We start from the raw sequence: 18,677 nt of genomic DNA on the forward strand, positions 1-18,677 counted from the left end.
GTGAGCCGCCGCCCCGACATCCGCACCGGATCCGGGCTCGGTGCTCCGTCGGGCCGTGGCCTGCGGCAGGATGGACGCCACCTGGTACGTACGCGTCATTCGGGTACGTACTGAAGACAACCGCTGGAGACGCCCGGTGAGTTCCCCAGATCCTCAGGTTCGCGCAGCGCGAAACCACTCGACCAGGTCCGCCGCGCGCGGCCCCGTCGTCGCGGTCACCGGTGCCGCGACAGGCGTCGGCGACCTCCTGACCAGGCGCCTCGCCGCATCCGAGGAGATCAAGCAGGTCATCGCGATCGACGAGCGCCGCGGCGACGTCTCCGAGGCGCAGTGGCACATCCTGGACGTGCGCGACCCGGCCATCGCCGAGAAGCTGCGCGGGGCGGACGTCGTCGTGCACCTCGCGCTCGACCTCGACCTGGAGACCGACCCGGCCGCCCGGACGGCCTACAACGTGCGCGGCACCCAGACCGTGCTCACGGCCGCCGCCGCGGCCGGCGTGCACCGGGTGGTGCTCTGCACCTCCACCATGGTCTACGGGGCGCTGCCCGACAACGACATCCCGCTCTCCGAGGACGCCGAGCTGCGCGCCACCGCAGAGGCCACCGGCGTCGGCGACCTCCTGGAGATCGAGCGCCTCGGCCGTCGCGCCCCGCGCGCCCACCCCGGTCTGAACGTGACCGTGGTGCGGCCCGCGGTGCTGATCGGCGGCACGGACACGGCACTGACCCGCTACTTCGAGTCGCCCCGGCTGCTCGTCGTCGCCGGATCCCGCCCCACCTGGCAGTTCTGCCACGTCGACGACCTGGTCAGCGCCCTGGAGTACGCGGCCCTGGAGAAGGTCGACGGCGAGTTCGCGGTCGGCTGCGAGGGCTGGCTGGAGCAGGAGGAGGTCGAGGAGCTGTCCGGCATCCGGCGCATGGAGCTGCCCTCGGCCGTCGCCCTGGGCGCCGCGGCCCGGCTCCACCGGATCGGTCTCACCCCGTCCCCGGCGGGCGACCTGGCGTACACGATGCACCCCTGGGTGGTCAGCGTCGGGCGGCTGCACGACGCCGGCTGGCGGCCGCAGTGGACCAACGAGGAGGTGCTCGCCGCCCTCCTGGAGGAGGTCCAGGGCCGGCACACCGTCGCCGGGCGCCGGCTCGGACGCAAGGACGCGACGGCGGCGGGCGCGGCCGGTGCGACGGTGGCGCTGCTCGGCACGGCGGCCCTGGTGCGGCAGATGCGGAAGCGGCGCGGGCTGTAGGACCCTCCTACGGAGGGTCCGCCCCGCCGGTGGAAAACGCTATTCCGCGCTGTCGGTGCCGTACGGCACGATGGAGGGCATGGCAGACACGCACGCCCACGCCGGCGACCACCCCGGAGAGCGGGCCGCGGAGGACCCGATCAAGCTCCTCGCGATCCGTGACACCCCGCTCTCGGTCGACGAGGTCTTCCGCGCGGTCGGCGACGACGCGGCCGGCGGCACGACCCTTTTCGTGGGCACGGTGCGCAACCACGACGGCGGCGCCGACGTCGACGCGCTCGGGTACTCCTGCCACCCCTCCGCCGAGGCCGAGCTCCGCCGCGTCGCGGAGAAGGTCGTCGCCAACTACCCGGTGCGCGCCCTGGCCGCCGTCCACCGGGTGGGCGACCTCCATGTGGGTGACATCGCGGTCGTCGTCGCCGTCTCCTGCCCGCACCGCGGCGAGGCCTTCGAGGCCTGCCGCAAGCTCATCGACGACCTCAAGCACGAGGTCCCGATCTGGAAGCACCAGACGTTCTCGGACGGCACCGAGGAGTGGGTCGGCGCCTGCTGAGGCCCCGCCCCGAGTCTGGGGGTCCCCCCGGCCGAAGGCTGGGGGAGGGTCGGCGCCTGCTGAGGCCCCGCCCCGAGTCTGGGGGTCCCCCCGGCCGAAGGCTGGGGGAGGGTCGGCGCCTGCTGAGGCACTCGTTCCGGATCGGGGGCATGGCAAGGAGCCACGCCGACCAGCAGTAGTCGAACGCCCCGATTTGCGTAACCGCCCCCCAGGCGTGAGCGTTGGATTCGCGGATGAATAGTCTGCTGATCAACTCACTGGGGATGGGAGGTCGGGATGGCAGCGCTCGCCTGGTTGCTGATTCCGCTTTTCGCAGTCGTCGGCGCGGCGATATGGGGAAGCTGGGCTTCACGCAACAAGACCATCGGGGACGTCGCCGAGCTCGCGGGCTACGCGCGCTTCCGGGACGCCATGGAGCGGGCCCATGCGCCCGCCTCCGCTTCGGCCCGCCCCGAGCACGAGGCGGCTCCCGCCACCGCGGCGGCCCCCGTCACGAGCTCCACCACCGGCTGAGCCCCGAAGGCGCACTCACAGGCCGGTCCCGTACTGTCGTTCCATGCCACGCCGCACCGCGACGATGCTCGCCTCCACTCTGGTCCTGATCACTCTGCTCTGTGTGGGCGTCCTCATTCCGGTGCCGTACGCGGAGATGAGCCCCGGTCCGACGGTCAACACCCTCGGCGAGGCGCGCGGAGAGCCGGTCCTGCAGATCTCGGGTCGTCAGACGTACCCGACCACCGGCCACCTCAACATGACGACGGTCCGCGTCACCGGCGCGGACTACAACATGAACGCGGTCGAGGCGGTCTACGGCTGGCTGGCCCACGACAGCGTCGTCGTCCCGCACGACACCCTCTACCCGGACGGCAAGACCGAGGAGGAGTCGAGCCAGGAGAACGCCGAGGAGTTCAGCCAGTCCCAGGAGAGCGCCAAGGTCGCCGCCCTCGGGGAGCTGGGCATCCCGGTGACCACCCGGGTCGTCGTCGCCACCGTCGTCAAGGGCACCCCCGCCGAGGGTCGGCTGCACGCCGGTGACGTGATCCGCGCGGTCGACGGCGTGGCCGTCAAGGAGCCCGGCGACGTCGCCAAGCAGGTCACCAAGCGCAAGCCGGGCCAGGACGTCGAGTTCACGATCGTCCCCGCCAAGGAGGCGGCCGCCGCCGAGAAGGCCCACAAGGACGCCACGGAGACGAAGAAGGTGGTCATCACGACCACCAAGTCGAAGGAGGGCGACCGGGCCATCGTCGGCATCCAGGCCGGCACCGACCACGTCTTCCCGTTCACCATCGACATCAAGCTCGCCGACGTGGGCGGCCCCAGCGCCGGACTGATGTTCGCGCTCGGCATCGTCGACAAGCTGACCCCCGAGTCGCTCACCGGCGGCAAGTTCATCGCCGGTACCGGCACCATCGACGACAAGGGCAAGGTCGGCCCGATCGGCGGCATCGAGATGAAGCTGGTCGGCGCGCGCAACGCGGGCGCCGAGTACTTCCTCACCCCGGCGGAGAACTGCGCGGCCGCGGCCGCCGACACGCCGGACGGCCTCACCCTCGTCAAGGTGGGCACCATCGACGAGGCGACGAAGGCCCTGGAACAGCTGCGCAAGGGCGACACCGCGTCCCTGCCCAGCTGCTCCAAGAGCTGACCCGCGCGGGGAGCGCCCTACGAGGCGAAGGTCGCGGTCAGCGCGTCCGCGAGGCCCGGCACCAGGTCCGGGCCGGTGAGCACCTCGGTCGGCGAGTCCTTCTCGCGCAGCCGGATCGCCGCCTCGCGGGACCCGTCGCGCAGCACGGCCACGGTCATCCGGACCTCCTGGCGGTCCGGGTGCCGGGCCACCCACTTGGTGAGCGCCGCCCCGCTCAGGTCCTTGGGCACGGCCGCCTCGGCCGACGGCGGCAGCATCATCCGCTCCACGGTCAGCGCGCAGCCGGTGACCGCGTCGGGCCAGGCGATGGTCCCGAGGAACTCGTCGAGGGGCTTCCCGGCCGGCAGCTGGTCCTGCTCGATCGGGGTGTAGCTCGTGGCGGCGGCGGAGTCGCCGCTCAGCTGGGAAGCGAGCGAGGGCGCCTGGGCCCGCAGCTTGGCGGTGTCGACCAGGGCGAAGAGCCGGGCGGGCTGGTCCCAGCCGAGGCCCGACGCGTACTCGTCGATCTCGAGCACGGCGCGGGTGAGGGGGCTCGAGGCCATCGGGGGACCGGAGGGGGAAACGTTGGACATGGGCAATATCCTGCCTCGTCTTTCGACGGAGTTCCGCCGGGCCTTTGCCCGAGGCCCGGAACCGGACCCGGAACCGAACCCGGATCCGAACCCCGAAGCAACCCGGAACCACGTCGCCGAGACGGCAATGTCGGGAACTCGGTAAAGCCTCAGTAAGTTGCATCAGTGGGCTCTACGATCGCGGAGCCTGCTTATCGACGCATCAACCTCGAGGGGCGCACGTTGGCTTTCCAGATGCCGGACCGCGGCGGCGGCACAGGTCCGTCCGGGCCAAGGATCAGAGTCGGCAGGCCGTCCCGGCGCGCCCGTACGCTGCTGATGACGCTGGGCGTGCTGGCGGTCCTCGCCATGGCGTTCGTGATGTTCGCCGGATTCTGGACGGACTGGCTCTGGTTCCGCTCCGTCCATTACTCCTCCGTGTTCACCACCACGCTGTGGACCAAGATCGGGCTGTTCCTGGTCTTCGGTCTGCTCATGGCGCTGGCCGTCGGACTGAACATCTGGCTGGCGTACCGGCTGCGGCCGCCGCTGAGCGCGATGTCGATGGAGCAGCAGAGCCTCGACCGCTACCGGATGGGCCTGGCCCCCTTCAGGAAGTGGGTGCTGCTCGCCGTAACGGCCCTGGTCGGCCTGATCGCCGGCGCCTCCGCCTCCGGTCAGTGGCGGACCTGGCTGATGTGGGTGAACGGGGTCTCCTTCGGTCAGAAGGACCCGCAGTTCCAGCTGGACGTGGCGTTCTACGCCTTCGACCTGCCCTGGTACCGCTTCCTGCTCGCCTTCGGCTTCGCCGCCACCGTGCTCTCGCTGATCGCGGCCGCCCTGACGCACTACCTGTACGGCGGGCTGCGCGTCACCAGCCCGGGCGCCCGCGCCACCGCCGCGGCGACCGGCCACCTCTCGGTGCTGCTCGGCGTCTTCGTCTCGCTGAAGGCCGTGGCGTACTGGCTCGACCGGTACGGCCTCGCGGTGAAGTCCAGTGACTTCAAGGCCACCGGCAACTGGACCGGACTGCGGTACGTGGACGCCAACGCCTACCTCCCGGCGAAGACGATCCTGTTCTGCATCGCGGTGATCTGCGCGCTGCTGTTCTTCGCCACCCTGTGGCGGCGCACCTGGCAGCTGCCCGTGATCGGCTTCGGCCTGATGGTGCTCTCGGCGATCCTGATCGGCGGCCTCTACCCGGCCATCGTGCAGAAGTTCCAGGTCCAGCCGAACGAGCAGGCCAAGGAAGCGCCGTACATCAAGAAGAACATCGACGCGACGCGCAAGGCGTACGACATCGACTCCACCGAGCCGGAGAACTACTCGGGCAAGTCGACGGTCAAGGCCAAGGACCAGCTGCGGGCGGACGCCGACACGGCGGCCAGCTACCGGCTGATCGACCCGAACATCGTGTCGCCGACCTTCCAGCAGTTGGAGCAGAAGCGGAAGTACTACCAGTTCCCGCTGACCCTCGACGTCGACCGCTACCAGGGCAAGGACACCGTCGTCGGCCTCAGGGAGCTCAACATCAAGGGCATCCCGAAGCGGAACTGGATCAACGACCACTTCACCTACACCCACGGCTACGGCGCGATCATGGCCATGGGCACCCAGACGGACGCCAACGGCTCCCCGGTCTTCACCGAGTCCGGGCTGCCGACCACGGGCATGGTCGGTCCGTACGAGCAGCGGATCTACTACGGCGAGAAGACCGACCAGTACTCGATCGTGGGCGGGCCCCAGAAGGAGCTCGACTACGAGGCGAACGGCGAGAAGACCACCAGCTACCAGGGCAACAGCGGGGTCAGCCTCTCCAACGCCTTCAACCGCGCCGCCTACGCGGTCGCCTTCAGCGAGCCGCAGATCCTCTACTCGGGGGCCATCGGCGACGGTTCGCGGATCCTCTACAACCGCACGCCCAAGGAGCGCGTCGAGGCGGTCGCCCCCTGGCTGACCATCGACGGCGACGCCTACCCGGCGGTCGTGGACGGGCGCATCCAGTGGATCGTCGACGCGTACACCACCACCAACGGCTACCCGTACGCCTCGCGCACCACCCTCGGCGACACCACGGCCGACTCCCTGACGGTCGGCAACCAGCAGCGCGCGGTCGTCGCCCAGCAGAACCAGGTCAACTACATCCGCAACTCGGTGAAGGCCACCGTCGACGCCTACGACGGCACGGTGAACCTCTACCAGTGGGACGAGAAGGACCCGGTCCTCAAGACCTGGATGAAGGCCTTCCCCGGCACGGTCAAGGACCGTTCGGAGATCGACGCCGACCTCATGAAGCACCTGCGCTACCCGCAGGACATGTTCAAGGTCCAGCGCGAGCTGCTCACCCGCTACCACGTCCAGGACCCGGCGCAGTTCTACAGCGGCTCGGACGCCTGGCAGGTGCCGGACGACCCGACCAACAAGGACGGCAACGCCGTTCCGCCGTACTACCTGAGCATGAAGATGCCCGGTGAGTCGGCCGAGCAGTTCTCGCTCACGACGACGTTCACCCCGGCGGGCCGGCCCAACCTGGGCGCCTTCATGGCGGTGGACGCCGACGCCGACAGCAAGGACTACGGCAAGATAAGGCTGCTGAGAGTCACCTCGGACGTCCCCGGACCCCAGCAGGTGCAGAACAAGCTCAACAGCCTTCCGTCCGTGGCGACCTTCGTCCGGGACATGAAGGGTGCCGACTCCGACATCCTCTACGGCAACCTGCTCACGGTGCCGCTCGACGGCGGCTTCCTCTACGTCGAGCCGGTCTACGCCCAGGGCCGGAACGCGCAGTACCCGCTGCTCAAGAAGGTCGCGGTGTCCTATGTGGACGCGGACCAGCCGGACGGGGACACCACCAAGGACACCACGGTGTTCGAGGACAACCTCACGGCGGCGCTGAACGCGGTCTTCGGAGTCGAAGGGACCACCCCGCCGCCGACCCAGCCGCCGGGCACCAAGCCGCCGCAGCAGCCGACGACCAACGACGCCGCGCTGAAGCAGGCCATCGCCGACGCGCAGAAGGCGTACGACGAAGGCCAGGCGGCCCTGCAGAAGCAGGACTGGACGGCGTACGGCAAGGCCCAGGACGACCTGGAGGAAGCCCTGCGGCGCGCCGCGGACGCCGGGGCGAAGCTCCAGAGCGGCACGCCGGGAGCCAAGCCCGCGCCGAAGGCGACCCCGAGCACCTCGGCGAGCCCGCCGGCCGCCCCGGGAGGCTGACGGCACTGACCGGCTCCGCCCCCGCGTCGTGATAGGTTGGTTTCACCGACGCGGGGTGGAGCAGCTCGGTAGCTCGCTGGGCTCATAACCCAGAGGTCGCAGGTTCAAATCCTGTCCCCGCTACTGAAGACGAAGGCCCGGATCCATCAGGATTCGGGCCTTCGTCATGTCCGGGGAGGCGACGCATGCTCCGAAGAGCCGTGCGGAGGGGGCGAGTTGGAGTGATCCGTGTTTGACTTGTCTCTCTGTGGGCATGTCGACAAAACGCTGAAGTGACCTCACTGGCTGCGGTATACGAGGTGTACGCGGGTTGCAGGTGGTGCGACGATGGTATTTATGGGGGACAGGGCAACTCTGTTGGAGACAGGGCGGTTTGTGCAGCGGCACGCGAGGAACGCCGCAGACGAGATCATCGAGGCCGCGGGGGCCGTCGATGAGGCCGTCGACACCACCGCCGACCACGAGACCGAGGCCGAGACCGAGGCCCGCCACCGGCGTGCCGCCGAGAGCGGCGACGCCGCGGCCATGAGCGTCCTCGGCGCGCTGCTGCTGCGCCGGGGCGACCTGGACGGCGCCGAGCCGTATCTGCGCGGCGCCACCGCCGAGGGCGACCGCGCCGCCGCGAACAACCTGGGCGTGCTGCTGCACCAGCGCGGTTACCCCGACGAGGCCGCCGGCTGGTGGCGGGTCGCCGCCGTCGCCGGCTCCGCGCCCGCGGCGCACGCGCTCGGCCGCCACCACCGCGAGCGCGGCGACGAGCCCGGCGCCGAGTACTGGCTGCGCCAGTCCGCCGAACAGGGCCACGCCCTCGGCGCGTACGCCCTCGCCGACCTCCTGGAGCACCGCAGCGACGTGGGCGCCGAGCGCTGGCTGCGCGCCGCCGCCGAACAGGGACACCGCGAGGCCGCCTACCGGCTCGCCCTCGCCCTGGAGCGCCGCGCGACCGAGCCGGCCCGCGGCCCGCACACCTACGACACCGCCACCGGGCTGCGGACGGCCGCCGACGGCGCCGCCCCGGCCGGTGACGGCACCGCGGTCCCCAAGGGCGGGCTCGCCGAGGCCGAGCAGTGGTTCCGGCAGGCCGCCGCGCGCGGCCACCGGCGGGCCGCCCTGCACCTGGGCGCCCTCCTGGAGAAGCGCGGCGAGCTCAAGGAGGCCGGGCGCTGGTACCTGACCTCCGCCAAGGACGGCGAGGCGAAGGCCGCCTGCGCGCTGGGCTTCCTGCTGCGCGACGCCGGCGACGAGGAGAGCGCCGCCGTGTGGTGGCTGCGGGCCGCCCAGGACGGCGACGGCAACGCCGCCAACGCGCTGGGCGCACTGCACGCCGCCCGGGGGGAGCAGCAGACCGCCGAGCGCTGGTATCGCGCGGCCATGGACGCGGGCGATGTGAACGGCGCGTACAACCTCGGCCTGCTCTGCGCCGCACAGGAGCGCACCGCGCAGGCCGAGCAGTGGTACCGCCGCGCCGCGTACGCGGGTCACCGCGAGGCCGCCAACGCGCTGGCCGTGCTGCTCCTCCAGGCGGGTGACGCGGGCGGCGCCGAGCCCTGGTTCTCCAAGGCCGCCGAGGCCGGCAGCGTCGACGCCGCCTTCAACCTCGGCATCCTGCACGCCGGCCGCGACGACGACCGTACGGCGCTGACCTGGTACGAGCGGGCCGCCGCTGCCGGGCACACCGAGGCCGCGCTCCAGGTCGGCATCGCCTGCCTGCGGGACGGCGACGAGCAGAGCGCCGAGCGGTATCTGCGGTGCGCCGCGGGCGGCGGCAGCGCCGAGGCGGCCTTCCGGCTGGCCTCGGTCCTCGACGCGCGCCGCCCGGCGTCCGGACCGCCGGAGCTCGGCGCGCCGCGCGAGGAGAAGAGCGAGTGCGAGGAGTGGTACGAGCGGGCCGCCCAGCAGGGCCACCGCCGTGCCCAGGTGCGGGTCGGCATGCTCGCCGCCGCCCGCGGTGACGTCGCCGAGGCGGCCCGCTGGTACCGGGAGGCGGCCGAGGCCGGCTCCCGCAACGGGGCCTTCAACCTGGGGCTGCTGCTCGCCCGCGAGGGCGGGGAGCGGGAGGCCGCCCTGTGGTGGACGCGTGCCGCCCACGCCGGGCACGGCCGGGCCGCGCTGCGGCTCGCCCTGCTCGCCGCCCGCCGCGGGGAGCTCACCGAGGGGCGCCGCTGGTGCGCCCGCGCGGTGGAGCTCGGTCCCGCGGAGGTCGCGGAGCGGGCGGCGCGGCTGAGCGAGGCGCTGCACCAGGAGCTCACGGCGTGACGCGACGCTCCCACGCGTCACCCGTCCTACTGATTTGCCCTGCTCCGAACGGTCCCGTAAGGTTGGGTTCACCGACGCGGGGTGGAGCAGCTCGGTAGCTCGCTGGGCTCATAACCCAGAGGTCGCAGGTTCAAATCCTGTCCCCGCTACTCAGTAGCACGAAGGCCCGGATCCTCAGGATCCGGGCCTTCGTCGTGTCAGGGAGCGGGCCGGCCGGTGGTCACGCCCCGGGGCGCGACCACCCGCTCAGACCGAGGCGCAGCTCGGGCAGAGGCCCCGGTAGGTGACCTCGACGTTCGAGATGGTGAAGCCGAAGCGCTCCGAGTCCGGGAGGTCGGCCAGCGGGTTGCCGGCCGGGTGGACGTCGCGGATGGCGCCGCAGCGGGCGCAGACCAGGTGCTGGTGCGGCCGGTGGGCGTTCGGGTCGTAGCGCTTGGCGCGGCCGTCGGTGGCGACCTCCAGCACCTCGCCGAGCGTGACCATCTCGCCCAGCGTGTTGTACACGGTCGCCCGGGAGATCTCGGGCAGCCGCGTCACCGCGAGGGCATGGACCTCGTCGGCGGTCAGGTGCACGTGATCACCGTCGAGGACCTCGGCGACGACACGCCGCTGTGCGGTCATCCGCCAGCCTCGGCCGCGCAGTCGTTCCAACAGGTCGCTCATGGGGGTCAGCCTAACAGTCGGGGCAAGCGTGTCCCGAACGGGTGTGACTTTGGAAGCAAGCTTGACTTAGACAATGTCTATCGTAGGATCGAGTACGGGAAAGGCTCAGGACAGGGCCCGCAGGTTTGCAGCACAACCGACGCAGGAGGCGCACGTGACGCAGGGACCGCTCACCACCGAGGCCGGGGCGCCGGTCGCGGACAATCAGAACAGCGAGACGGCCGGCGTCGGCGGTCCGGTCCTCCTCCAGGACCAGCTGCTCCTGGAGAAGCTCGCCCACTTCAACCGAGAGCGCATCCCGGAGCGCGTGGTCCACGCGCGCGGCGCGGGCGCCTACGGCACCTTCACCGTGACGGCCGACGTCACGGCGTACACGAGGGCCGCGTTCCTCTCCGAGGTCGGCAAGCAGACCGAGACGTTCCTGCGCTTCTCCACCGTCGCGGGCAACCTCGGTGCGGCCGACGCGGTGCGCGACCCGCGCGGCTTCGCGCTGAAGTTCTACACCGAGGAGGGCAACTACGACCTCGTCGGCAACAACACCCCGGTGTTCTTCATCAAGGACGCCATCAAGTTCCCCGACTTCATCCACACCCAGAAGCGCGACCCGTACACGGGCAGCCAGGAGGCGGACAACGTCTGGGACTTCTGGGGGCTGAGCCCCGAGTCGACCCACCAGGTGACCTGGCTCTTCGGCGACCGCGGCATCCCCGCCTCGTACCGCCACATGAACGGCTACGGCTCGCACACCTACCAGTGGAACAACGAGGCCGGCGAGGTCTTCTGGGTCAAGTACCACTTCAAGACGGACCAGGGCGTCAAGAACCTCACCCAGGCCGAGGCGAACAGGCTCGCCGGTGAGGACCCCGACTCGCACCAGCGCGACCTGCGCGAGGCCATCGAGCGCGGCGACTTCCCCAGCTGGACCGTGCAGGTGCAGATCATGCCGGCGGCCGACGCGGCGAACTACCGCTTCAACCCCTTCGACCTCACCAAGGTGTGGCCGCACGCGGACTACCCGCCGATCGAGATCGGCAAGCTGGAGCTCAACCGCAACCCGCAGAACATCTTCGCCGAGGTCGAGCAGTCGATCTTCAGCCCGGCGCACTTCGTGCCCGGCATCGGCCCGTCCCCGGACAAGATGCTCCAGGGCCGCCTCTTCGCCTACGGCGACGCCCACCGCTACCGCGTCGGCATCAACGCCGACCACCTGCCGGTGAACCGCCCGCACGCCACCGAGGCGCGCACCCACTCCCGTGACGGCTTCCTGTACGACGGGCGTCACGGCGGTGCGAAGAACTACGAGCCCAACTCCTTCGGCGGCCCGCACCAGACCGACCGCCCGCTGTGGGCCGGCTCCTCCGTCACCGGTCTCACCGGCGACCACGCCGCCCCCTCGCACGCCGAGGACGACGACTTCGTCCAGGCGGGCGACCTCTACCGCCTGATGTCCGAGGACGAGAAGGGCCGCCTGGTCGATAACCTGGCCGGCTTCATCGCCAAGGTCTCGCGCGACGACATCGCCGAGCGGGCGGTCGACAACTTCCGCAAGGCGGACGGAGACTTCGGCAAGCGGCTCGACGCCGCGGTCCAGGCCCTGCGCGGCTGAGGGCGCCTGCCGTAGGCAGTAGAGGGCCGGACTTCCCGTATCCGTACGGGAAGTCCGGCCCTCTCGCGTCAGCCGGCGACGCTGTGCACCGGCAGCCAGCAGCGGATGATGTCGCGTACGGAGACGATGCCGACCGGACCGTGGTCGTCCAGGACCACCAGATGGCGGAAGCCGCCGCGGGTCATCGCCTCCGCGGCCTCCTCAAGGGTCCAGGTGGGCGCGGCGAAGACCACGTCCTTGGTGGTGTGGGCGTCCGCGGTCTCGTGGTCGGGGTTCCGGTCCCGGCCGATCGCGTTGAGGATGTCGCGCTCGGTGAGGATGCCGAGCCCGCTGGTGTCGGTGTCGAGGACGACGGCGGCGCCGACGCGTCGCGCCGACATCAACCGGGCCGCCTGGCGGAGGGTATGGGCCGGGCCGATGGTGAGGACCACCGTGCTCATGGCGTCACGGACGAGCATGGAGGGGACCACCTCCTGTTCGAGAACTTTTTCACAAGTTCACAAGTGGGGGGAGTCTCAGAGTGACACCGGCGGGCCCCCGCAACAAGAGGGCACACCTGTCCGCTGAGCGGACGTTCATCGGTTGTCTACCGGCGCCTTCGAGGATCGGCCGCGCAAGCCGGACCACAGAAGGGCAACGGGGATGACGATGACGAAGAAGGCGCTGCGCAGGACGGCGGGGGCCGTGGCGGCCGGACTCCTGGCGCTGGCCGGGACACTGGCGGGATCGGGCACGGCGCAGGCCGCGTACGACTCCGGCACCCACACCCTCTGGAACGACGAGCCGCTCTACCCGGGCTGGCACGTCAGCACCGACTACGCGCGGCTCATCATGCAGGGCGACGGCAACCTGGTCTTCTACCGCACCGCGAACGCCGGCGACTGGTCCCGCGCCACACCCATGTGGGCCTCGAACACCGTCGGTTGCGGCACCAGGGCGGTCATGCGGACGGAGGGCCGGCTCGTCGTCTACGGCGCCGACGGGCGCGAGTGCTCATCCCGCGGCTGGAACAAGGGCGGCAGCGCGTACGCCTGTCTCCAGGTCACCAACGAGCAGGGGCTCAGCATCTGGTACACGGACCGGCAGTGCGGCAGCTTCAGCGGCCTGACCGCGCGGAGCTTCACCAACACCTCGCGGGACATCGTCTACTCGGACCTCTACTGATCGCCTGACCAGCCCCGTACGTGGCCCCGGCCGGACCCCCTCTCCGGCCGGGGCCGCCGCGCGTCACGCGGAGAGCCGGCCCACCAGGTCCGCCACCGACCACTGCGGCCGGGCCGCGAGCCGGGCCGCCGCCGAGCGCAGCCGCGCCGGCAGGTGCCCGCACAGCGCGGCCAGTTCACGTGCCGCGCCGGACTCGCGGTGGATCCGGTCCGGGCCCGCGATCCGGGCCAGCAGCTCGTACGCGTCGTCCGGGTCGAGGGGACCGACCCGCAGCCGCGCCACCTCCGCGCCCAGCTCGCCACCCGTCCCCGCGACCAGGGCAGCGCACCCCGCCACACCCGGCAGCAGGGCGGCCGGCTCCGGCGTCCCGTCGAGCAGCACCAGGACCCGGCGGCCCGCGAGCGCCGCCCGGTAGTGGGCGGCGAGCGTCCCCGCGCCCGCGTCCTCGGGCGGCCGCACGCCCAGCGAGCGCAGAAAACCGGCCATGACCTCCCGTACGTCCCCGGCCGCGTCGCCCCGCGCGTACAGCTGCCCGTCCGGGAAGGCGTCGCGCACCCGGTGCGCCAGATGCACCGCCAGGGTCGACGTGCCCGTCCCGTACGGCCCCGAGAGCGCCACGACCGGGCTGCGGTCGGCCCCCGCCCGCAACAGCCGCTCCGCCTCCCGGACCTGTGCCCCGCGCCCCACCAGGTCGGGGATGTCCGGCGGCAGTTGGCAGGGCCGTGGGGGACGGCGGGGCGGCACGGCCGCGGCCGAGGCGAGCGACGGGTCGTCCCGGCGGATCCGCTCGGCCAGCTCGGTCACCGCACCGCCCGGGTCGAGCCCGAGCCGCCGGTCGAGCCGCTCGCGCAGCGCCGAGAAGAGCGCGAGGGCCTCCGCCCGGTGCCCGCAGCGGGACAGCGCCAGCAGACAGAGCCGGTGCGCCTCCTCGTCCTCCGGGTGCGCCGCCGCCAGGTCGCGCAGCGCCGGCAGCACCTCGGCGTGCCGGCCCAGGGCCAGTTCCGCCGCGAAGCGCGTCATGGCCGCCGCGTGCCGCGAGTCCGCGAGCCGGTCCCGGGTGCGGCGGGCCAGCGGCCCCGGCACCCCGTCGAGCGGATCCCCGGTCCAGCGGCCGAGGGCCCGGACGGCCAGCTCCCTGGCCTCCTCCGGGTCCCCGGACAGCAGGGCCGCGGCACGGGCGGCCTCGTCCTCGTACCAGAAGACGTCCACCGCCTCGCGCGGCACCGCCAGCCGGTAGCCGCCCGAGGAACCGAGCAGCGCGTCCGGCGCGTCCAGCGCCCGGCGCAGCCGATGGGCGTGCGTGCCGATCTGTCCCACCGGGTCCTTCGGCCAGTCCTCCTCTTCCTCGCCCCACAGCGCGGCGATCAGCCGCTGCGTGGGGACCAGTTCGCCCGGCGCGAGCAGCAGGGCGCACAGCAGCGCCCGCTGCTGCGGCCGGCCGAGCGCGCGTTCGTGTCCGTCGTGCCACGCGCGGGGCGGGCCGAGAATGGCGAATTCGAGTCCCATGACACCCCCGTCAGCCATGAGTCCGTCGCAGGTTGCGTGCCGCATCATAGGCGGCCGGACCGCTCGCCCCGATGGGGTTGCGCGCCCTGGGCGCGTCCCGCGCGGCTGCCGGTTCCGAGGGGGAAGGCACAGGTCAAAGCTGCGAGGGGGAGCGGGAGATGGGGCGGGCGGCGGTTCGTGCGACGGTTCGCGCGACGGGCGACGAGAAGGGGACGGGGGCGCTGCGCTTCAGCCTGCTCGGTCCCTTCCGGGCCTGGTACGGGGACGAGGAGATCGACCTGGGAAGGCCCCAGCAGCGGGCCCTGCTCGCCGTGCTCCTCGACGCGGGCGGCCGCACGGTCGGGCACGGTGTCCTGGCGGAGGGCGTCTGGGGCGGAGGCTCCGCCCCCGCGGACCCCCGCAAGGCCCTCCAACTCCTCGTCTACCGGCTGCGCTCGGCGTTCCGCCCGCACCTCGCCGAGACCCCGATCGTCCGCATCGGCGACGGCTACGCACTCCGGGTACCGGGCGCCTGGACGGACACGGGGGAGTGGCGCCGGCTGGTCGCGGCGGCGGGGGAGACGCCGGTGGGGGAGACGCCGGCGGGGGAGACGCCGGCGGGGAAGAAGAAGGAGGCAGGAGAGACGGAGGAGGAGGGGGAGGCGGTCGGCGGAGTCCCCGCTCACGTCCGGGAACTGCTCCGCGCGGCCCTCGCCCTCTGGGCGGGCGAGCCGCTCGCCGGGATCGGCGGCCCGCACGCCGAGGCGGTGCGGGCCAGGCTCCAGGAGGAGCGGCTGCGCGTGCTGGAGCAGCGGCTCGAACTGGACGCCGAGCTGGGGGACCGGGCCGGGCTCACCGCCGAGGCCGCCGCGCTCTGCCTGGAACACCCCGGACGGCCCCGGCTCGTCGCCGTGCTGATGCGGGCGCTGCACCGCGCCGGCCGCACGGCGGAGGCGCTCGCCGTCTTCGAGGACGCCCGGGGCACGCTGCCCGCCGGCGAGCAGGGCCCCGACTCGCCCGCCGGGCTCCAGCTGCGGATCCTGCGCGACGACCCCGCCCTGCTGCCCGCACCGGCCGCCCAGCCCGGCCCCGTCTGGCAGGCGCCGGAGCAGCTCCCGGCGGACCTCGCCGACTTCACCGGGCGCGGCCCCGCCGTGGACGCCCTCGCGGAGCGGCTCGCGGGGGCCGGGGGCCGGGCCGTCGTGGTGTCCGCGCTCGACGGCATGGGCGGCGTCGGCAAGACCAGTCTCGCCGTGCACGCGGCCCGCCGGGCAGCCGGCCGCTTCCCCGACGGGCAGCTCTTCGCCGATCTGCGCGGCGCCGACCGGGCGCCGCGCGAACCGGCCGCCGTCCTGGCCGAGTTCCTGCGCGCCCTCGGGGTCGCCGCCGAGGAGGTGCCGGCCGGCACCGCCGAGCGCTCCGCCTGCTACCGCTCGGCGCTCACCGGCCGCCGGGTGCTCGTCGTCCTCGACAACGCGGCCGCCCCCGAGCAGGTCGAACCGCTGCTGCCCGGCTCCGCCGACTGCGCGGTCCTCGTCACCAGCCGCACCCGGCTGCCCGGTCTGGCCGGCGCCCACCACCTCCGGGTCGACCCGCTGCCCGCCGGGGAGGCCGCCGAGCTGTTCACCCGGATCGCGGGCCCCGAGCGGGTCGCGGCGGAACCGGACCGGGTCGAGGAGATCGTCGCGGCCTGCGGACGGCTGCCGCTCGCCGTACGCATCGCCGCCTCCCGGCTCGCCGCCGACCCCGGGCTCGGCCTCGGCGCGCTCGCCGAGGGGTTGCGCGACGAACGGCGGCTCGCCGCGCTCGACGACGGGGAGCGGGCCGTCGAGGCGACCTTCGCGCTCTCGTACCACCGGCTCGCACCCGAGGCGGCGCGCGCCTTCCGGCTGCTCGCGCTCCCCGACGCGCCCGACATCGCGCTGCCGTGCGCCGCCGCGCTCCTCGACCGCAGCGAGGCGGAGGCCGACGAGCTCCTCGAAGGGCTCGTCGACCTCAACCTGCTGCAGTCGCCCGGCTTCGGCCGCTACGGCTTCCACGACCTGGTCCGCGCCTACGCCCGCGACCGGGCCGCCGACGAGGAGAGCGGCGCGGAACGGGCCGCGGCGGCGGCCCGGCTGCTCGACTTCTGCCTGGCGAGCGCCCGGAACGCCGACGCCGTCGCCCGCTCGGTCGACCCGGCCGAACAGAGCCTGCTCGACACGCCCGTCGACCGCCCGGGCCGCTCCCTCGCCACCGGTGCCGACGCCGTCCGCTGGATGCGCGAGCAGGCGGCGGTGCACGCCGCGGCCGTCGCCCTCGCCTGCGCGGACGAGGGCCTTTCGCTGGCCCAGGCGGCCGAACTCGTCGACAAGATGGGCTCGGTGCTCTTCGAACGCACCCAGACCAGCGTCATCGCCGCCCTCGCGGCCCGGGTCGCCGAGGCGGCGGAAGCACGGGGCGCCCACGGCCCGCAGGCCCTCGCCCGTTACGTACGGGGCAACATGCTCTGGCACGTCAACCGGTACGAGGAGTCGCGCGCCGAGATCGCCCGGGCGGTGGCGCTCTGCGCGGGCGCGGACAGCGGCGACGGCGGCGGCGACACCACCACCACGGGGACCGGCAACAGCACCGGCGCCGGCACGGGTACCAGCACCAGCACCCCCACCGCCGAGACCAGCACCAGCCCCAACACCGCCCCCAGCACCGCCCCCGACACCCCCCACCACGCCACCCCCGCCCCCACCGCCGGGCCCGCCGCCCGGGTTCGGGCCAAGGCGCTGCTCACCCTCGCGGGCAACGCCCGCATCCACGGACGGCACGCCGAGGCCGCCGAGTACGCGGGGGCGGCCGCCGAGGTCTTCCGCTCGCTCGGCGCCGAGCGGGCCGAGGGCAGCGCGCTGGGGGAGTTCGCCTTCAACGCCGCGCACACCGGCCGCCTCGACGAGGCACGGCGGGCCGCCGAGCGCGGCGCCGGGCTGATGAGCGGCACCGGACCGGTGTCCGCCGCGACCGGGCGCTACTACCTGGCCCGGGTACTGCGCCTGTGCGGCGACCCGGAGGGGGCGCTCGGGCACGCCACCGCGGCGCGCGAGGAGTTCGCCCGGCTCCAGGTCGCCGTGTTCGAGGCGGCGGCGGGGGACCTCGCGGCCCGGCTGCACGCCGAGTCCGGCCGGGCCGCCCTCGCCGCGGAGGCCGCCGAGGCGGTGCTGCCGCTCGCCCGCAAGACCAGTGCCGCCCTGGAGGCCGCCCTGCTGCACACCCTCGGCTCGGCGCTCGCCTCCCTCGGCCGGTCGCGCCAGGCCCGGGCCTGCCTCAGGGACGCGGCGGAGGTGTACGGGCGGCTGGGGATCGCGGAGCAGGAGGCGGAGGTCCGGGCGTCGCTGGCGAGGCTGCCTGCTGCCCCGCCACCGGGGAACGGCGGGCCGCTCAGCCGCCGAGGTAGCTGAGCAGCTCCCCGTGCAGCAGCCCGTTCGAGGCCACCGCGTTGCCGCTGTGCGGTCCGTGCCGGCCGTCGAGGCCGGTGAAGGTGCCGCCGGCCTCCTGGACGATGACCGCCGTGGCCGCCATGTCCCAGAGGGAGAGCTCCGGCTCCGCGCACAGGTCCACCGAGCCCTCGGCGACCATCATGTACGGCCAGAAATCGCCGTACGCCCGGGTCCGCCACACCGCGCGGCTGAGGTCGAGGAAGCCGTCGAGCCGGCCGCGCTCCTCCCAGCCGGTCAGGCTGGAGTAGGCGAAGGAGGCGTCCTCCAGGCGCCCGACCTTCGACACCCCGATCCGGCTCGCCGAGGAGAGGCTGCGCCCGGTGTACGCGCCGAGGCCCTTCGCCGCCCACCAGCGGCGTCCGAGGGCCGGCGCGGATACCACGCCCACCACCGGCTGGAAACCGGTCTCGCCGGCCTCCATCAGGGCGATCAGCGTCGCCCACACCGGCACCCCGCGCACGTAGTTCTTGGTGCCGTCGATGGGGTCGATCACCCAGCGGCGCGGGCCGGTGCCCTCGACGCCGTACTCCTCGCCGAGGATGGCGTCTCGCGGCCTCGCGCGCTGCAGCTGCCCGCGGATCAGCTCCTCGGCGGCCTTGTCGGCCTCGCTCACCGGGGTCATGTCGGGCTTCGTCTCGACCTTGAGGTCGAGCGCCTGGAACCGGTCCATCGTGGCCGCGTCCGCGGCATCCGCGAGGACATGGGCCAGACGCAGATCGTCGTGGTATTCGGCCATGTCGAAACTCTATCCCCCGGACAGGGATCGGCCTGCGGCGGCCCTTGACAGTGCGTGGTCGCCCGTCAACGCTGAGCGCAGTACCGAAC

At 73.0% G+C, this 18,677-nt stretch carries 14 protein-coding genes and 2 tRNA genes; 11 read left to right on the forward strand and 5 right to left on the reverse strand.

Features of this window, described 5'->3' with window-relative positions; all coding sequences use genetic code 11:
- Window positions 1-136: 136 nt before the first annotated feature.
- From ACH414_RS08210 to ACH414_RS08225, 4 genes are all read left to right on the forward strand, one after another.
- Window positions 137-1,246, forward strand: a complete 1,110-nt coding sequence (locus ACH414_RS08210) for an SDR family oxidoreductase (protein ID WP_382537437.1) — start codon at window positions 137-139, stop codon at window positions 1,244-1,246.
- Window positions 1,247-1,325: 79 nt separating this feature from the next.
- Window positions 1,326-1,799: a molybdenum cofactor biosynthesis protein MoaE gene (locus ACH414_RS08215; protein WP_382537440.1), complete on the forward strand. Its 474-nt coding sequence runs from the start codon at window positions 1,326-1,328 to the stop codon at window positions 1,797-1,799.
- Between the two features lie 276 nt (window positions 1,800-2,075).
- On the forward strand, window positions 2,076-2,312 hold the full coding sequence (locus ACH414_RS08220) for a hypothetical protein (protein ID WP_382538477.1): 237 nt from the start codon (window positions 2,076-2,078) through the stop codon (window positions 2,310-2,312).
- A gap of 43 nt (window positions 2,313-2,355) precedes the next feature.
- Window positions 2,356-3,444 (forward strand): PDZ domain-containing protein, encoded by a 1,089-nt coding sequence (locus ACH414_RS08225; RefSeq protein WP_398941229.1) that lies wholly within the window; start codon window positions 2,356-2,358, stop codon window positions 3,442-3,444.
- Window positions 3,445-3,461: 17 nt separating this feature from the next.
- On the opposite strand, the gene ACH414_RS08230 is transcribed toward ACH414_RS08225, so the two are convergent.
- Window positions 3,462-4,016 (reverse strand): PPA1309 family protein, encoded by a 555-nt coding sequence (locus ACH414_RS08230; RefSeq protein WP_382537445.1) that lies wholly within the window; start codon window positions 4,014-4,016, stop codon window positions 3,462-3,464.
- Window positions 4,017-4,250: 234 nt separating this feature from the next.
- Between ACH414_RS08230 and ACH414_RS08235 the strand changes: the two genes are divergently transcribed.
- The 4 genes from ACH414_RS08235 to ACH414_RS08250 all read left to right on the forward strand — a co-directional run bounded on the left by ACH414_RS08235 (window position 4,251) and on the right by ACH414_RS08250 (window position 9,616).
- Window positions 4,251-7,211: a UPF0182 family protein gene (locus ACH414_RS08235; RefSeq protein WP_386566042.1), complete on the forward strand. Its 2,961-nt coding sequence runs from the start codon at window positions 4,251-4,253 to the stop codon at window positions 7,209-7,211.
- Window positions 7,212-7,260: 49 nt separating this feature from the next.
- Window positions 7,261-7,334 (forward strand) — tRNA-Met (locus ACH414_RS08240).
- Between the two features lie 204 nt (window positions 7,335-7,538).
- Window positions 7,539-9,467, forward strand: a complete 1,929-nt coding sequence (locus ACH414_RS08245; protein ID WP_382537448.1) for a tetratricopeptide repeat protein — start codon at window positions 7,539-7,541, stop codon at window positions 9,465-9,467.
- A gap of 75 nt (window positions 9,468-9,542) precedes the next feature.
- Window positions 9,543-9,616: transfer RNA gene (locus ACH414_RS08250), tRNA-Met, on the forward strand.
- A gap of 97 nt (window positions 9,617-9,713) precedes the next feature.
- Here the strand turns inward: ACH414_RS08250 and ACH414_RS08255 are convergent.
- Window positions 9,714-10,130 carry a Fur family transcriptional regulator gene (locus tag ACH414_RS08255; protein ID WP_382537451.1) on the reverse strand — a complete coding sequence of 139 codons (417 nt, stop codon included), beginning with the start codon at window positions 10,128-10,130 and terminating at the stop codon, window positions 9,714-9,716.
- A gap of 154 nt (window positions 10,131-10,284) precedes the next feature.
- Here ACH414_RS08255 and ACH414_RS08260 point away from each other — a divergent pair, with 154 nt between their 5' ends.
- Window positions 10,285-11,736 carry a catalase gene (locus tag ACH414_RS08260; protein ID WP_398941230.1) on the forward strand — a complete coding sequence of 484 codons (1,452 nt, stop codon included), beginning with the start codon at window positions 10,285-10,287 and terminating at the stop codon, window positions 11,734-11,736.
- Between the two features lie 68 nt (window positions 11,737-11,804).
- Here the strand turns inward: ACH414_RS08260 and ACH414_RS08265 are convergent, their stop codons facing one another.
- On the reverse strand, window positions 11,805-12,194 hold the full coding sequence (locus ACH414_RS08265) for a cyclic nucleotide-binding/CBS domain-containing protein (RefSeq protein ID WP_382537457.1): 390 nt from the start codon (window positions 12,192-12,194) through the stop codon (window positions 11,805-11,807).
- 184 nt (window positions 12,195-12,378) lie between these two features.
- On the opposite strand from ACH414_RS08265, the gene ACH414_RS08270 reads away from it, so the two are divergent.
- Window positions 12,379-12,900 (forward strand): hypothetical protein, encoded by a 522-nt coding sequence (locus ACH414_RS08270; RefSeq protein WP_382537460.1) that lies wholly within the window; start codon window positions 12,379-12,381, stop codon window positions 12,898-12,900.
- A 63-nt stretch (window positions 12,901-12,963) separates the two neighbouring features.
- Here the strand turns inward: ACH414_RS08270 and ACH414_RS08275 are convergent, their stop codons facing one another.
- Window positions 12,964-14,406, reverse strand: coding sequence for a BTAD domain-containing putative transcriptional regulator (locus ACH414_RS08275; RefSeq protein WP_398941232.1), 1,443 nt, complete (start codon window positions 14,404-14,406; stop codon window positions 12,964-12,966).
- Window positions 14,407-14,564: 158 nt separating this feature from the next.
- Between ACH414_RS08275 and ACH414_RS08280 the strand changes: the two genes are divergently transcribed.
- Window positions 14,565-17,813, forward strand: a complete 3,249-nt coding sequence (locus ACH414_RS08280) for an AfsR/SARP family transcriptional regulator (RefSeq protein ID WP_398941234.1) — start codon at window positions 14,565-14,567, stop codon at window positions 17,811-17,813.
- On the opposite strand, the gene hisN is transcribed toward ACH414_RS08280, so the two are convergent.
- The gene (hisN, locus tag ACH414_RS08285; protein ID WP_382537469.1) at window positions 17,794-18,588 is read right to left on the reverse strand and encodes a histidinol-phosphatase; all 795 of its coding nucleotides are present in this window, start codon (window positions 18,586-18,588) and stop codon (window positions 17,794-17,796) included. The genes ACH414_RS08280 and hisN overlap by 20 nt on opposite strands.
- Window positions 18,589-18,677 lie beyond the last annotated feature (89 nt).

Source organism: Streptomyces sp. NPDC020422 (assembly GCF_044386705.1).
Taxonomy (GTDB): domain Bacteria; phylum Actinomycetota; class Actinomycetes; order Streptomycetales; family Streptomycetaceae; genus Streptomyces.

Bases quoted from the DNA above. Each gene is read 5' to 3' on its own strand.
- ACH414_RS08220 (WP_382538477.1), top strand. From the start codon at position 2,076: ATGGCAGCGCTCGCCTGGTTGCTGATTCCGCTTTTCGCAGTCGTCGGC.
- ACH414_RS08265 (WP_382537457.1), bottom strand. From the start codon at position 12,194: ATGCTCGTCCGTGACGCCATGAGCACGGTGGTCCTCACCATCGGCCCG.
- ACH414_RS08230 (WP_382537445.1), bottom strand. From the start codon at position 4,016: ATGTCCAACGTTTCCCCCTCCGGTCCCCCGATGGCCTCGAGCCCCCTC.
- hisN (WP_382537469.1), bottom strand. From the start codon at position 18,588: ATGGCCGAATACCACGACGATCTGCGTCTGGCCCATGTCCTCGCGGAT.
- ACH414_RS08245 (WP_382537448.1), top strand. From the start codon at position 7,539: ATGGTATTTATGGGGGACAGGGCAACTCTGTTGGAGACAGGGCGGTTT.
- ACH414_RS08255 (WP_382537451.1), bottom strand. From the start codon at position 10,130: ATGAGCGACCTGTTGGAACGACTGCGCGGCCGAGGCTGGCGGATGACC.
- ACH414_RS08235 (WP_386566042.1), top strand. From the start codon at position 4,251: ATGCCGGACCGCGGCGGCGGCACAGGTCCGTCCGGGCCAAGGATCAGA.
- ACH414_RS08280 (WP_398941234.1), top strand. From the start codon at position 14,565: ATGGGGCGGGCGGCGGTTCGTGCGACGGTTCGCGCGACGGGCGACGAG.
- ACH414_RS08215 (WP_382537440.1), top strand. From the start codon at position 1,326: ATGGCAGACACGCACGCCCACGCCGGCGACCACCCCGGAGAGCGGGCC.
- ACH414_RS08225 (WP_398941229.1), top strand. From the start codon at position 2,356: ATGCCACGCCGCACCGCGACGATGCTCGCCTCCACTCTGGTCCTGATC.
- ACH414_RS08275 (WP_398941232.1), bottom strand. From the start codon at position 14,406: ATGGGACTCGAATTCGCCATTCTCGGCCCGCCCCGCGCGTGGCACGAC.
- ACH414_RS08270 (WP_382537460.1), top strand. From the start codon at position 12,379: ATGACGATGACGAAGAAGGCGCTGCGCAGGACGGCGGGGGCCGTGGCG.